Origin of the sequence: Streptomyces sp. GbtcB6, from assembly GCF_019091475.1 — a bacterium.
GTDB lineage: Bacteria > Actinomycetota > Actinomycetes > Streptomycetales > Streptomycetaceae > Streptomyces > Streptomyces hyaluromycini.
The window spans coordinates 1-12,949 of the sequence record NZ_JAGXJL010000107.1 but is presented as its reverse complement, the minus strand read 5'-3'; the positions used below and the strand labels follow the sequence as shown (position 1 = coordinate 12,949).

Annotated in this window: 8 protein-coding genes and 2 pseudogenes; 4 read left to right on the top strand and 6 right to left on the bottom strand. The window is 69.5% G+C overall.

Annotation, left to right across the window (positions count from 1 at the left end):
- Positions 1-170: 170 nt before the first annotated feature.
- From KVT45_RS53585 to KVT45_RS53560, 6 genes and pseudogenes are all read right to left on the bottom strand, one after another.
- Complete coding sequence (locus KVT45_RS53585; protein ID WP_254648697.1) at positions 171-1,751, bottom strand: ABC transporter substrate-binding protein; 1,581 nt, start codon at positions 1,749-1,751, stop codon at positions 171-173.
- An 87-nt stretch (positions 1,752-1,838) separates the two neighbouring features.
- Positions 1,839-2,726, bottom strand: coding sequence for an ABC transporter permease (locus KVT45_RS53580; protein ID WP_308311161.1), 888 nt, complete (start codon positions 2,724-2,726; stop codon positions 1,839-1,841).
- Positions 2,716-3,678: an ABC transporter permease gene (locus KVT45_RS53575; protein ID WP_217562167.1), complete on the bottom strand. Its 963-nt coding sequence runs from the start codon at positions 3,676-3,678 to the stop codon at positions 2,716-2,718. Before KVT45_RS53575 ends, KVT45_RS53580 begins: the two co-directional genes overlap by 11 nt.
- A gap of 11 nt (positions 3,679-3,689) precedes the next feature.
- Positions 3,690-5,024 carry an amidohydrolase family protein gene (locus KVT45_RS53570; RefSeq protein WP_254648696.1) on the bottom strand — a complete coding sequence of 445 codons (1,335 nt, stop codon included), beginning with the start codon at positions 5,022-5,024 and terminating at the stop codon, positions 3,690-3,692.
- A gap of 806 nt (positions 5,025-5,830) precedes the next feature.
- On the bottom strand, positions 5,831-7,228 hold the full coding sequence (locus KVT45_RS53565; RefSeq protein WP_308311160.1) for an alpha/beta hydrolase-fold protein: 1,398 nt from the start codon (positions 7,226-7,228) through the stop codon (positions 5,831-5,833).
- 696 nt (positions 7,229-7,924) lie between these two features.
- A pseudogene (locus tag KVT45_RS53560) lies at positions 7,925-8,113 on the bottom strand (ISAs1 family transposase); the annotation flags it as partial.
- A gap of 203 nt (positions 8,114-8,316) precedes the next feature.
- On the opposite strand from KVT45_RS53560, the gene KVT45_RS53555 reads away from it, so the two are divergent.
- From KVT45_RS53555 to KVT45_RS53545, 4 genes and pseudogenes are all read left to right on the top strand, one after another.
- Complete coding sequence (locus tag KVT45_RS53555) at positions 8,317-9,729, top strand: M1 family metallopeptidase (RefSeq protein ID WP_254648695.1); 1,413 nt, start codon at positions 8,317-8,319, stop codon at positions 9,727-9,729.
- Positions 9,730-10,069: 340 nt separating this feature from the next.
- A pseudogene (locus KVT45_RS57445) lies at positions 10,070-10,165 on the top strand (transposase family protein); the annotation flags it as partial.
- A gap of 113 nt (positions 10,166-10,278) precedes the next feature.
- Positions 10,279-11,175, top strand: coding sequence for an ISAs1 family transposase (locus KVT45_RS53550; RefSeq protein ID WP_308311159.1), 897 nt, complete (start codon positions 10,279-10,281; stop codon positions 11,173-11,175).
- A gap of 499 nt (positions 11,176-11,674) precedes the next feature.
- Positions 11,675-12,799: a sugar ABC transporter substrate-binding protein gene (locus KVT45_RS53545; protein ID WP_217562161.1), complete on the top strand. Its 1,125-nt coding sequence runs from the start codon at positions 11,675-11,677 to the stop codon at positions 12,797-12,799.
- Positions 12,800-12,949: the final 150 nt, after the last annotated feature.

The following is a 12,949-nucleotide window of genomic DNA, read 5'->3' as shown; positions in this document are numbered from 1 at the left end:
GCAGCCGCTCTCGCCGATCAGGCCGACCACCTCACCGCGTTCGTCGCACAGGTCCACGCCGGAGACGACCTCCGAGCCGCCGAAGCCGATGCGCAGCCCGGAGACGTCGAGGACCCGGCCCCCGGCGCCGGCCGCGGTGGCGGCCGGCGCGGTGGTCGGTGCACCGGTTGTCACGAGGCCAGCCAGGTGCTCTTGAGTTCGAGACGGGTGGCCGTGGCGTCCGGCCGGTAGCCGCCCACCTTGTCGGTCCAGGCCTCGCCGCGTACCGCCTTGGCGTAGGGCACCATCAGGTAGCACTGGTCGGCGATGTACTGGGCGAGCTGGTGGTAGCGGGTGACCCGCTTGCTGTCGTCGCTCTCGCTCGCCGCGGCCGCCATCTGGTCCCACAGGTCCTGGTCCTTGACCTTGGTGGCCGGGCTGCCCTTGGCGAACCAGAGGCTGACGTACTGGCTCGGGTCGGCGTTGAGCACGCTCGTCATCATGATCATGTTGCTGTAGTCGCCGGACAGCACGCGCGGGACGACCGTGGCGAACGGGATCAGCTTGAGGTTGAGGGTGATGCCGACCTGGGCCAGCTGGGCCTTCATCAGCTCCATGGCGGAGATGTCGGGGCCGTAGGCCGGGTCGCTGGGCGCGACCAGTTCGAGGCTGACCTTGGTCTGGCCGGCGGCCCGGAGCAGTTCCTTGGCCTTGGCCTGGTTCTGCACGTACACCGAGTCGGCGGAGGTCGGGGTGGTGCCGTACGGGTCCTGGGGCGGGATGACATAGCCGAGGGTGGCGGAGTCGCCGCCGCCGAGGGTCTTGATCAGTGCCTGGCGGTCGACGGCGAGGTTGAACGCCTGCCGTACCCGCTTGTCAGCAAGGGGCCCGCTCAGCGTGTTCATGTTGATCCAGACGCTGGAGACGAGCGGCCCGTTGGCCTCGGTGATGCCGGCCGTCTTCTTGAGGTCGTCCACCAGCCGCAGGTCGCGGAAGGCCATCAGCTGGACGGCGCCCGAGCGCAGGGAGGCCACCCGCGAGGTCTCGTCGGGGATGAGCCGGTAGGTGACGGAGGAGAGGTAGGGCTTCGGCTTCTGCCAGTAGCCGGTGTGGGCGGCGAGCTGGATGGAGACGCCCTTGGTCCACTTCGTGAGCTTGAAGGGCCCGGTGCCGTTCTCCGCCGTCTTGATCTGGTCCTCGGTGTGGGCCGTCGTCCACTTCTTGCTCATGATCGCGCCGCTCCAGGGGCGGGCCAGGAAGTGGTAGAGGGACGGCTGCGGGGCGCTGAGCTTGACCTCCACGGTGGTGGCGTCCACCGCGGTGACCTTCTTGATCTTGTACTGCTGGGTGAACGGCGACTTGATGGCGGGGTCCATCAGCCGTTCCAGGCTGAAGATGACGTCGTCGGTGGTGAGTTTGCTGCCGTCGTGGAAGGTCACGCCGTCGCGGAGGGTGAAGCGGTGGGTGGTGGCGTCGACCTGCCGGTAGCTCTTGGCGAGGCCGGGCTGGACCTGGCCCTTGTCGTCCAGGCTGAGCAGGCCCTCGTAGAACTGGGAGATGATCTGCTGGTCGTTGTACGCCTGCGCCACCTGCGGGTCGAAGCCCGTGGTCGGCTCGGCGTCGAGGCCGATGGTGAGGGAACCGCCGCTGACGGGCTTGCCGTTGCTCTTGCCGGCCGTCGTCGCCGTGCCGCCGCACCCCGAGAGGAGAGCCGCGGCCAGCGTGCCGCCGCCGAGCGCGAGGGTGGTTCTGCGGGTGTACCCGTGGTTCATGATCATGACCGCCTGTGCCTGAGGGTTGGGTGAGCGAGGAGAGGTGCCAGGTGGTGGGGGGAAATCGAGAAGCGGAGGGGGCGTGGATCAGGGCGTACGGCGGGTGCCGCGCGGGTCGATCCGTTCCTGGAGGCCGTCGGAGATCAGGCCGAAGGCTGCCGTGGCCACGGCGAGCGTGATCCCGGGGACGATGACGAGCAGCGGGTCGTGCGCCATGTAGCGCTGACCCTCGAAGATCATTCGGCCCCAGCTCGGTGTCGGCGGCTGGATGCCGAGGCCCAGATAGCTCAGGGACGCCTCCACCAGCACGCAGGTGGCCGCCGTGTTGGCGTACTGGACGAGCGCGGAGGACAGCACGTTCGGCAGCACATGGCGGCCGATGATCACCGGCGGGCGCACCCCGGCGATCCGGGCCGCCGAGACGAAGTCGCGTTCGCGCACGGTCAGCGCCGGAGCGCGGACGATCCGGGCGAAGTACGGTACGAAGATCAGCCCCATGCCCACGACGAGGACCGCCGTGCCCGGCGTGAACACGGAGACCAGCACCAGCGCGAGCAGCACCGAGGGGATGGACATCGCGATGTCCATCACCGCCATCAGCACCCCGTCCACCCGTCGGCCGCTGTAGCCCGCGAGGAGACCGATGGGCACGCCGATCAGCGCGGCGAGCGTGGTGGCCCCGAAGGCGACCAGGAGGGAGTGCAGCGCGGCGACGAAGGTCCTGGTGAACAGGTCGCGGCCGAGGTTGTCGGTGCCCAGCCAGTGGCTGCCGGTGGGCCCGCCGAGCAGGGCGTTGCCGACGTCCTCGGCGGAGTAGGGGCCGAAGCCGGTGACGACCAGGGAGGTCAGCACCAGGCCGCCGAGCAGGCAGACACCTGTGGTGAGGGTCGGGTTCCAGCCGCGGAACGGCCTTCGCCGGGCGGCCCTCGCGGTCACGGTCGCGCCCGCGTCGGGCAGTACGGTCTCAGCCGTCACGACGTGCTCCTGTCGTCCGGATCCGGGGGTCGATGAGCGGGTAGAGCAGGTCGGTCACCAGGTTGATCAGCACGTAGGAGGCGCCGAGCGCGAGGACCGCCCCCTGGACCACCGTGAAGTCGTGCTGGGTGATGGAGTTGACGATCAGCGAGCCGAGCCCGGGAAGCGCGAAGACCTGCTCGACGATGACGGTGCCGCCGACCAGCACCCCGAGCTGGAGACCGCCCGCGGTGACCACGGGCCCCAGCGCGTTGCGCAGGGCGTGCCGCAGCATCAGGCGCCGTCGCCCGGCGCCCTTCGCCGCCGCGGTCCGCATGAAGTCCTGGCCGACCACGTCGAGGACGGCGGCCCGCATGTAGCGGCAGAGCGTGGCGCCGAACGGGATGCCCAGCGCCACCGCGGGCAGCAGCAGGTCCTGGAGGTTGAGCAGCGGGTCCTGGTCGAACGGCACGAAGGAGAACAGCGGCCAGCCCGGGGTCAGTCTGCTCACCAGCAGGACCATGACCGTGCCGACGACGAACGGCGGAAAGGCGAGCCCCAGGAACGCGGTGCCGTTGACCAGCCGGTCGACCGCCCGGCCCTGGTGCATGGCGGACCAGATGCCCGCCGGGATGCCCCACACGGCCGCGATCACCGCGGCGTAGACGGCGAGTTCCAGGCTCACCGGGAGCCGCTCGGAGACCTGTGCGGCGACGCTCTGCCCGTCGAGCAGGGACGTTCCGAGGTCGCCCCGGACGGCGTGCCCGAGCCAGCTGAGGTACTGCGACCACACGGGCTGGTCGAGCCCCAGCTCCCGGGTGATCTGGGCGCGCAGCTCGGGCGTGGAGTTCTCGCCGGCGATGAGGGTCGCCGGATCACCGGGGATCAGATGCGCGAGCAGGAACACGACAGCGCTCAGGCACAGGACGACGGCGAGCGCCCGGGCGATCCGGATCAGCAGATAACGCAGCACTGGTCGTCTCCTTATCCCGCGGTGGCGGATGCCGGCGAACGAGGCGGCACCCGGTCGGTCTCTGCGGTCCGGCGCCTCGCGGCCAGACCCTGGGGAATGGACGTGGCCGCGTTCGGGTCCATGGCCCGGCCCTCGCGCAGTACCGCGCGCAACCGCCGCCGGTCCCCGAGCAGGCCCAGGTCGGCGAGCGGGTCACCGTCCACGAGCAGCAGGTCCGCGCACATCCCCGGAGCGACGGTTCCGGTCCGGCCGCCGAGACCGAGGGCGTCGGCGGCCGCGGAGGTCGCCGCCACCAGGGCCTGCATCGGGGTCATGCCGACCTGCTCGTGCAACAACTGCAGTTCCCGGGCGTGGGAGCCGAACCGCATGGTGTTGGAGGAGTCGCTGCCCGCGATCATCCGTACGCCGGCCTGATGGGCCCGCCGGACGGAGGAGAGCCGGCGCTCGCGCAGCCGCTCCCCCTTGTCCAGATGCTCGGCGGACAGACCGCGCTGCCGACCGTGTTCCGCCATGAACTCGCTGAGGGTGAGGGTCGGGCAGAGGAACGTGCCCTGTTCCAGCATCAACTCGATGAGGTCGTCGTCGAGTTCGGAGCCGTGCTCCAGGGTGTCCACCCCGGCGCACAGGGCCGCCTCGATCCCGGCCCGGCTGTGCGCATGCGCCGCCACTCGCAGGTCCAGGGCGTGCGCCTCGTCGACGATGGCGTCGATCTCGGCGTCCGTGTAGTTGCGCCACCCGGTCTTGTCGCCGATGGAGAGCGTGCCGCCGCTGGTGCAGATCTTGATCAGGTCCACGCCCATCCGGGCGTACTCCCGGACGCGTTTACGGCACTCGTCGGCGCCGTCGGCCGGAGCCCACATCCGCTTCTCGTCGAGCGTCGCCGGGCAGAACATGTCGCCGTGTCCGGCGGTCATGCCGACCAGGCCGGAGGCGACGACCCGGGCCCCGTCGAGGACGTGCTCGTCCAGCACGTGCTTGACGGCCACCTCGGGCAGCGAACCCGCGGTGTCCCGGACGGTGGTGAAACCCGACCGCAGCGCCTCACGGGCGTTGGCGGCGGCGTGCAGGGTCTGCTCCTCGACCGAGGTCAGCATGTTCCACAGGTGCACGTCCCGCGGCCGGGCGCCCGCGTTGGACCGCAGATGCACATGGCAGTCGATGAGCCCCGGCAGCAGTGTCGTCCCCGGCAGGTCGTACACCTGGTCCTGAGGAGACGTCACCGTCCTGTCGGCCGGACCCACTTCGGTGATCACGGCGCCGTCGATCACCACGGACATGCCCGTCCGCGGGGCACTTCCCGTGCCGTCGATCAACGTCACGCCGGAAAGGACCGTTCGCTCCGCCATCCAAAGCTCCTCGGTCTGTGGCCGGAAACCGGGCGGCGCCCAGTGGCCGTCCGCGTGCCCGGCCCGGACCGTGACGGCGGTGCACCGAGTGGTGGAGGCGGTCGCGGCGGGGCCGGAGTGAGTGACCGTTCCCTCGGTGCGGTGATGACCGCGACGGCCAGGGCGTACATCGCCCCGGTACCGTGCACCGGCCGTGCGATCCGCACACGGTGCGGTGCGGATACCCGCGGGCTCGGCAGATTTCGTCATGGTTTGTTCACCTCCCGGTGGGAACTGACACCGAGGAGTGTGGGCGGGGGATTGCCTGGCGGTGTTACGGCGCAGATTTCGCCGGAGTTCCGCACCGGACGCGCAGGAATCCGCCGCGCCTGGAGGTGCAGATTTCCGCCACGGCCGAGTCGTGGGAGTGAGCAGTGGGTGGGCTGTCGACTGTGCGGCCGTCGGGTCGGCTTGGCGGTGAGACTGGTGTCCGCCTGTGTCCCCTGGTGTCCGCGCAGGGCACGAGGTCGCCGGTCGAAGGCCGTGGCGGCAGGCGAACCCGCGGACGGCACAAGGGTGCGGCATGCCGTTGCTGCCGAGTGGCGGGCACAGTTGGTGCGTCGCGTCGCGTCGCGTGCGGGCGCGTGAGCAAGGTGAGCAGGCGCAGGACCTTGCCACGGATGAGCGGGTCAAGTCCGATGCGATACCGCGTGCCCCCGGGGCTGAGTGACCGGAGCTCCGACCCGGCTCGGACTACGTGCACCTAAACGCACCGAAAGGCGGGTCCGGGCTGTGTCAGCACCGAACCCGCCCCTTTGGGAGGTGTCTTACTTGGACTGCCTCATGATCCAGTCCCGGATACCCGGAATGGTGTACGCGATGTGCCACGTGCCCATGTGCGCGCTTGTGCCGGAGTCGGAGGTGACAGTCGTGCCGGTGAGGAAGGAGGCGTAGTTGACCGGTGCCTTCTGGGCCTTGAGGTTGCGGACGTCCGCGGCGAACTGGGCTGCGGTGGACTGGCCGTCCCATACCGCGGTGGCGACCTGGGTGCCCGCGTCCTCTATAGCCGCGGTGATGGCGTTCTCGCCGGGGTAGGCCTTGTCGTCGTCCTGGGAGACGACGATCCACAGGTTCTTGTCGGCCAGCGGTGCGACCTGCTCGGCGGGCCACTGACCGGCGACGATGAACGCGGCCGCGAACAGGTCCGGGTACCTGATGTTCAGACCCAGCGACATCATCGCGCCCATCGACTGGCCGGTCGTGTAGCGGCGGTCCTCGTCGATGGAGTATTGCTCCGTCACGGCCTGGACGAGGTTGGCCGTGGCGTCGAACAGCGTCGAGGGTGCGTAGTCGTCGTCGATGACGACGGAGCCGTACTCCGGGGCGAGGACGAAACTCTCGTGCTTCGCCTGGTCCTCGGCACTGGCCCAGCACACGGCTCCCAGGCCCTGGACCAGCGGGCCCTCGGTGGCCACGTTGACGACGCTCGCGTCGTGCATGAACAGCACGAGCGGATACCGCTTGCGGGGGTTGTAGTCCTTCGGGATGAAGAGGTTGTACTTCAGGGTCTGCCCGGTGGCGGGGTCGTCGAAGGTGAACTGCTTGAAGTCGTCCACGATGAGGTTCACGACGGCACTGGTCGTCAGGGTCGTGCCGGTGGCCGCATAGCGGGCGCCGTGCGTCGTCCTGACGGTCTCCTTCTGGACCACCGAGGCCGTCGCCGCCACGATCGTTCCGCCCGGCGTGCTGTCGCCCACCTTCGGCCCGCCGGCTCCCGGGGCACCGCCTGAGCCGCTCGACTCGCTCGGGCTGGGGCTCGGCGAGTCCGTCGACGTGCCGCCCCCAGCGCCGCCGCCCTGCTGCGTCACCCACAGCGCCGCCGCGGCGTCGTCGGGCGAGAGCTCGACGACGGCGAACCGGCCGTCCCTGCCCCGCTCGGCCAATGCGGCCGTCCTGTTCGCGTACACCTTGGTGACGGTCCGGCCGGTGACGGCGAACGTGGACGTCGAGAGGGTGGAGCCGTCGATGTCGCGGTCGTACTCGACGGCCACGGCGATGAGCTTCTGACCGTCTCCGAACACCTTCGTGATCGCGGTCGCGCCTCGGACGTGGCCGGCCGTGGAAGCCGTTTCGTTCGGGTCGGCCGCCGCAGCGAGAGCAGTCCCGCCCACAACAGCTGCGGCACCGGCCGCCGCGGCTCCCGCTATGAACGTACGCCTCTCCACCAATGCAGACTCCTTTGTCGGTGACGACTGATCGCCACAATTCATCGGCCCGCGCAGACCGCCCGGACAACGTCCGCAACGCTAAGAAGTCCTGCTTGGAAAACACTGTGCGAGTTTCAGCCACACAGCTGCGGCACGCGTATTTTCCACAGGTTACGCACATATTTCCTGGTCATGCGGTCACGTCGTGGTGTGCAAACTCATCTTTCACGAGGAGTACTTGGCATCCCACGCCGTTCGCCGGACCATCTGACCCACTCCTGCCGACGATTCGAATGGGCCGTTCGTTCCATAGTGGGAAACGAGAAATACGGGGTGGGTGGCGCGCCGGCGATCGCTGCCCGTCACGCACGTCTTCGCCGCGCCGGTCGGAGCGTCATGACCTCCCTGGGCCCCGCCGCCGCCCTGCCGTGTCGGGTGCCCGCCTCGCCGCGGGCGGCATACGAGTTCACCTGTTCGGTACGGCCGACCGAGGCGCCGTAAAAGCACACCGCCGCGATGCGCGAGGCGGCGGACCGACTCCGTACCAAGGCCCGATGAACGCGGCCTCGGCGTGAACCACCGCAATTCTGCGTCGGTTCTGTGCTGTCGGGCACGGACGTAGCCGAAGGCAGTGCGAGGCCGGTGTAGCCGGCGGCCGAAGACGCGGAGTGCTGGGGCCAGGGCCGCGTCGTTCAGGTGATGTGTCCTGGTTGATCACATGATGCCGAGGGTGATCAGTGGACGGTTGGCGTCGCGGGTGTGGTGGCGGAGTCCAGCGGCGATGTTTGTCTGGTTGCCGAGTCGGAGAGCGCCGATGGCCAGGTTACGCAGGGATGCCATGGCACGTGGAGCGGTGCCGGTGCGTACGCGGGAGGCGTCCTCGGCGTACGTGGTGTCCCTGACCAGGCCTCATTGAAGGGGATGAACTGCGGATGGGTTGAACCGGGATCCTTACTGTGCGCCAACGTACAGCGAACATCCCCTGCCTACCCTGGCATTTTCGCCGCCCAAGCGGAGCCGACCTCCCCTCTTCGCGCGGGCCTGTGTCGGCCGTGGGGAACCCTGTGACAAGATCCGCTGGCATGTCATCTGTCATGTCGTCAGCCATGCCTTCGTCGCCCACGGGCCCCTCAAGAACCGGTCGCCGTCTGCTGGTCGCCCTGCTCGCGCTGCTCGCGACAGCAGGCTCCACCGTGGCCGAGGCCGGCACGCCGTCCGGCCCGGCGCCCGGCGCCGCGGTGAGAGCGGCCGAACCCGCGACGCCCGACCGCCCCAGCTACGACGTGAAGCTGCGCGCCGACGCCGACGGCTCCCACTGGGCGGGCCGGCAGACGGTGTCCTTCCGCAACGCCTCCAGCCGGCCCCTGCGTGAGGTGTACATACGCCTGTGGGGCAATGGCGAGGACGGCTGCGGGACATCCGGAAGACCGTCCCCCGTCCGCGTCTCCCACGTGCGCGGCGGCACTCCGGGCCGCCCCGGCGTGAAGTGCACGGCGCTGCGCATCGCTCTGCCGAGGCCGCTCGCACGCGGCGAGCGGACGGCCGTCTCCTTCGACTTGGCCCTCACCGTGCCCGCACGCAACAACCGCTTCGGCCGCGAAGGCGCGTTCCGCTTCCTGGGCAACGCGCTGCCGGTCCTCGCCGTGCACGACGCGAGGGGATGGCACCTCGATCCGTATGTGTCGTACGGCGAGAGCTTCTACACCCTGGCGAGCGACTTCCGGGTGCGCCTTGACCACCCGTCCGCCCTCAAGGTCCCGGCGACCGGCAGCACATGGACCCGCCCCGGCGGTACCGGGCGTACGGTCACCCACAGCGTCGCCAAGCGGGTGCGGGACTTCGCATGGGCGGCGGGCCCGTTCCGTACCGCGACCCAGACCTCGCCCGACGGCGTGCGCGTGAAGTCGTACTGGTCGCCGAACACGCCCGCCGCCGGTGTCCGCCTCAACCGCAAGGACGGCGTCGCCGCCATCGACCGGTTCGGCAGGGAGTTCGGCCGCTATCCGTACGGCGAGATCGACCTCGTGATGACCCCCGGGTTCGCCGGCGGCATGGAGTACCCCGGCCTGGTCATCCTCGGCACCGAGGAGGAGGGCGGCGCCACCGTCCATGAGATCGCCCACCAGTGGTGGTACGGCGTCGTGGGCAACGACGAGTACAACTCACCCTGGCTGGACGAGAGTTTCGCTCAGTACGCCAACGCGCGCTACTACCGCTGGGACGGGTTCGAGTGCTCGCCGGACGACTCCTGGCCGAGCGCCACCGCCGCGCTCACCAACTCGATGGCCTACTGGTCTACACACCGTGACGAGTACTTCCAGGTCGTGTACGGGATCGGCCCTTGCGTCCTGGCCGACCTGGAGCACGTCCTCGGGGCCGGCACCATGGCGCGCCTCATCAAGAAGTACGCCCACGACCACTGGTACGGCGTCTCCACCACCGCCGGCTTCAAGAAGGCCGCACAGTCGATGACGCACAGGGACCTCGGCCCCTTCTGGCGGAAGCACCGCATCCGCTGAAGTCGCACTCCGCTCGCGGGTGACGGGCGTACCCCGTCGGCGCCACGATGACGGTGACCGACGGGGTACGCGGGCAGGGCGGCGTCGTTCCGGCGGTGCATCCGCGTTGATTGGGCTTCAGGAGCTGGGGCAGGACTGCGGGGGCTGACGCGGAGGCAGGCACGACTTCCGGTGATCATGAGGTGTCGAGTCCCTGATCACCACGACGGAAGACCGTGCCTGCCTGCTCATCCTCGCTCATCCCGCGCCCTCTGGGCCAACTCGCCGACACCGCGCCGACCGTCCCCGATGACCTCCCCGGCCTGCTGACCTCCCCGGCCTGCTGACCTGCCTGGCTCAGGTGCCCGATCCCCGCCGGGACCAGGGCCGACGCCACTCGCTCGCCTTCGTCCTCTCCCTGGCCGCGTGCGCGGTCCTGGCCGGAGCGAAGTCCCTGGCCGCGATCGCGGAGTGGGCCGCCGACGCCCCGCCCAACGTCCTGGCCCGGCTCGGCTCGGTGGCCCATGCCGGGAGCCGGACCGCGGCCCCGTCGCCCCGGCCGAGGCCACCGTGCGTCGTGTCCTCCAACGCATCGACGGCGACGCGCTGGATACAGCCGTCGGAAGTTGGCTCGCCGGGCGCGAACGCGCCGCCGGCCAGGAGGAGAACGACAGCGACCGGCGGCCCCTGCCCTCCCTCGCCGTGGACGGCAAGACCGTGCGCGGTGCCCGCCGCACCGACGGCACCCAGGTCCATCTGCTCGCCGCTATGACGGGGGCCGGTCTGGTCACCGCCCAGCGCGAGGTGGACGCCACGACCAACGAGATCACCGTCTTCCAGCCCCTGCTTGCCCCGCTCAACCTGCACGGCACGGTGGTCACCTTCGACGCCCTCCACTCGCAGACCGCCCACGCGCGCTTCCTCGTCGAGGACAAGCACGCCCACTACATCGCGCTGATCAAGGGCAATCAGCCCACCCTGCACCAGTGGCTGAAGGCCCTGCCATGGCGGGAAGTGCCACTCCTGGACAAGACGCGGGCCACCGCGCACGGCCGCGACGAGATCCGCCGGATCAAGGCCGCCGCCGTCGCCGGGATCGCGTTCCCACACGCGGTGCAGGCCGTCCAGATCGTGCGCCGCCGACGGATCGTCACCACCGGCAAGGTCACCCTGGAACGCATCTACGGGGTGACCGACCTGACCGCGGAGCAGGCCGACGCAACCGAGATCGCCCGCCGCGTCCGCGGCCACTGGGGCATCGAGAACAAGATCCACCACATCAGGGACACCACGTACGCCGAGGACGCCTCCCGCGTATGCACCGGCACCGCTCCACGTGCCATGGCATCCCTGCGCAACCTGGCCATCGGCGCTCTCCGACTCGGCAACCAGACGAACATCGCCGCTGGACTCCGCCACCACACCCGCGACGCCAACCGTCCACTGATCACCCTCGGCATCATGTGATCAACCAGGACACATCACCTGAACGACGCGGCCCTGGTGCTGGGGCGCAGGCAGATTTTCCCGGGTCGCTTTTCAGTCGAAGGGCGAGAAGGTCGGGGCGCCTTGATCCGTTTGCCCATGGCGGACGCCGCATGCTCGCCCGGAGGGCGGGGGGTGGTCGGCCGGGTCGTAGGCGACCGTCGGCACAGAAGCGGTGGGTGGTCGAGCGGGCCGACGGCCGACTTGGCGGCCTGGCATCCCGCGCGTGCCCCCGCCATGTGTCCGAACTGAAATCTCCGTCCCGCGGCCTCCGGAGCGGGAGCCACCCAAGGCGCAACTCGTCGGTAAGCGCCAGCGGACGTGCGCTTCTTCCACCACGCCACACGCTGCCACGGCACCCCGTTGTGCAAACGATATCTCGAAGCCCGCATCATCTTTGGCTGAAACTGTTGACCTGGCTGAAACCTTGGTGCAAAGGTTTGCGCACTCTGAGGGCCGGATTCACGAAGGAGTGTCATCCATGCGCCGTTTGCCCTGTTCACGAAGACTTGTCGTACGTCTGGCCGCCCTGCCGGCGGCGGCCCTTCTGGTCGCCGCCTGCGGCTCCGGCGGGGGCAGTGGCACCGCGAGTGGCGGCAAGACCGTCTACATGCTGTTGCCCAACACCACGACCGTGCGCTTCACGACTCAGGACGGCCCCGACTTCAAGGCCGCGATGAAGAAGGCCATGCCGGACGCCAAGGTCGTCATCCAGAACGCCGAGAACGACCCGCAGAAGCAGGTCCAGCAGGTCGAGACCGCCATCTCGGGCGGCGCGTCCGCGACCGTGCTGGTCGCCGCCGACCCCTACATCGCCGGCGGCGCGCTCCAGAAGGCATCCGTCGCCAAGGTCCCCGTGCTGCTCTACGACCACGACGCCCGTGGCGGCCCGGCGGCGGCGCAGGTCGTCTTCAACTCGCTCTCCGTCGGCCAGAACCAGGGCCAGGACGCAGCCAAGGTGCTCGCCGGCGGCACGACCGCCAAGCCCAAGGTCATCGCCCGCATCTACGGCAACCAGGGCGACTACGGCACCACCCAGTACAAGAAGGGCCAGGACCAGTACATCGAGCCGCTGGTGAAGGCCGGCAAGGTCAAGGTCGCCTGCGAGACCTACACGCCCAACTGGGACCCGGCCAAGGCGCAGTCCGAGATGGAGCAGTGCCTGACCAAGACCAACAACAAGATCGACGCCGTGGTCGTGATGAACGACGGCACCGCCGGCGGTTCCATCGCCGCACTCAAGGCCCAGTCGCTGACCGGCAAGGTACCGGTGATCGGCGGCCAGGACGCCGACCTCCAGGCGGTCCAGTACATCCTGCTCGGCTACCAGTACGGCACCGTCTACAAGCCGTTCAAGCTCCAGGCCGCCAAGGCCGCCGAACTGACGGTGCAGCTGCTCAAGAACGGCAAGATCGACAAGAGCGAGGTCGACGGCTACGTGGACAACGGCTTCATGAAGCCCGGCGTCCCGGCGGCCTTCCTCCCCGTACAGGACCTGCACGCCGACACGGTCGCCACGCTCGTCAAGGACGGCGTCTGGACCTGGAAGCAGATCTGCACCGGTCCCACCGCGGCGACGGCCACCTGCAAGAAGGAAATGGGATGAGCAAGGAAACGGCCGCCGTGACCACGGCGGCCCCGCTCCTCGAACTCCGCCAGGTGGTCAAGCTCTTCGGCGGCGTGCACGCCCTGGAGGGCATCGACCTCACCGTCGGCCACGGCGAGATCGTGGCCGTGGTCGGCGACAACGGAGCGG

Excerpts from the sequence above, each read along its gene's own strand:
- KVT45_RS53555 (WP_254648695.1), top strand. The coding sequence starts at position 8,317 with ATGCCTTCGTCGCCCACGGGCCCCTCAAGAACCGGTCGCCGTCTGCTG.
- KVT45_RS53585 (WP_254648697.1), bottom strand. The coding sequence starts at position 1,751 with ATGAACCACGGGTACACCCGCAGAACCACCCTCGCGCTCGGCGGCGGC.
- KVT45_RS53570 (WP_254648696.1), bottom strand. The coding sequence starts at position 5,024 with ATGGCGGAGCGAACGGTCCTTTCCGGCGTGACGTTGATCGACGGCACG.
- KVT45_RS53545 (WP_217562161.1), top strand. The coding sequence starts at position 11,675 with ATGCGCCGTTTGCCCTGTTCACGAAGACTTGTCGTACGTCTGGCCGCC.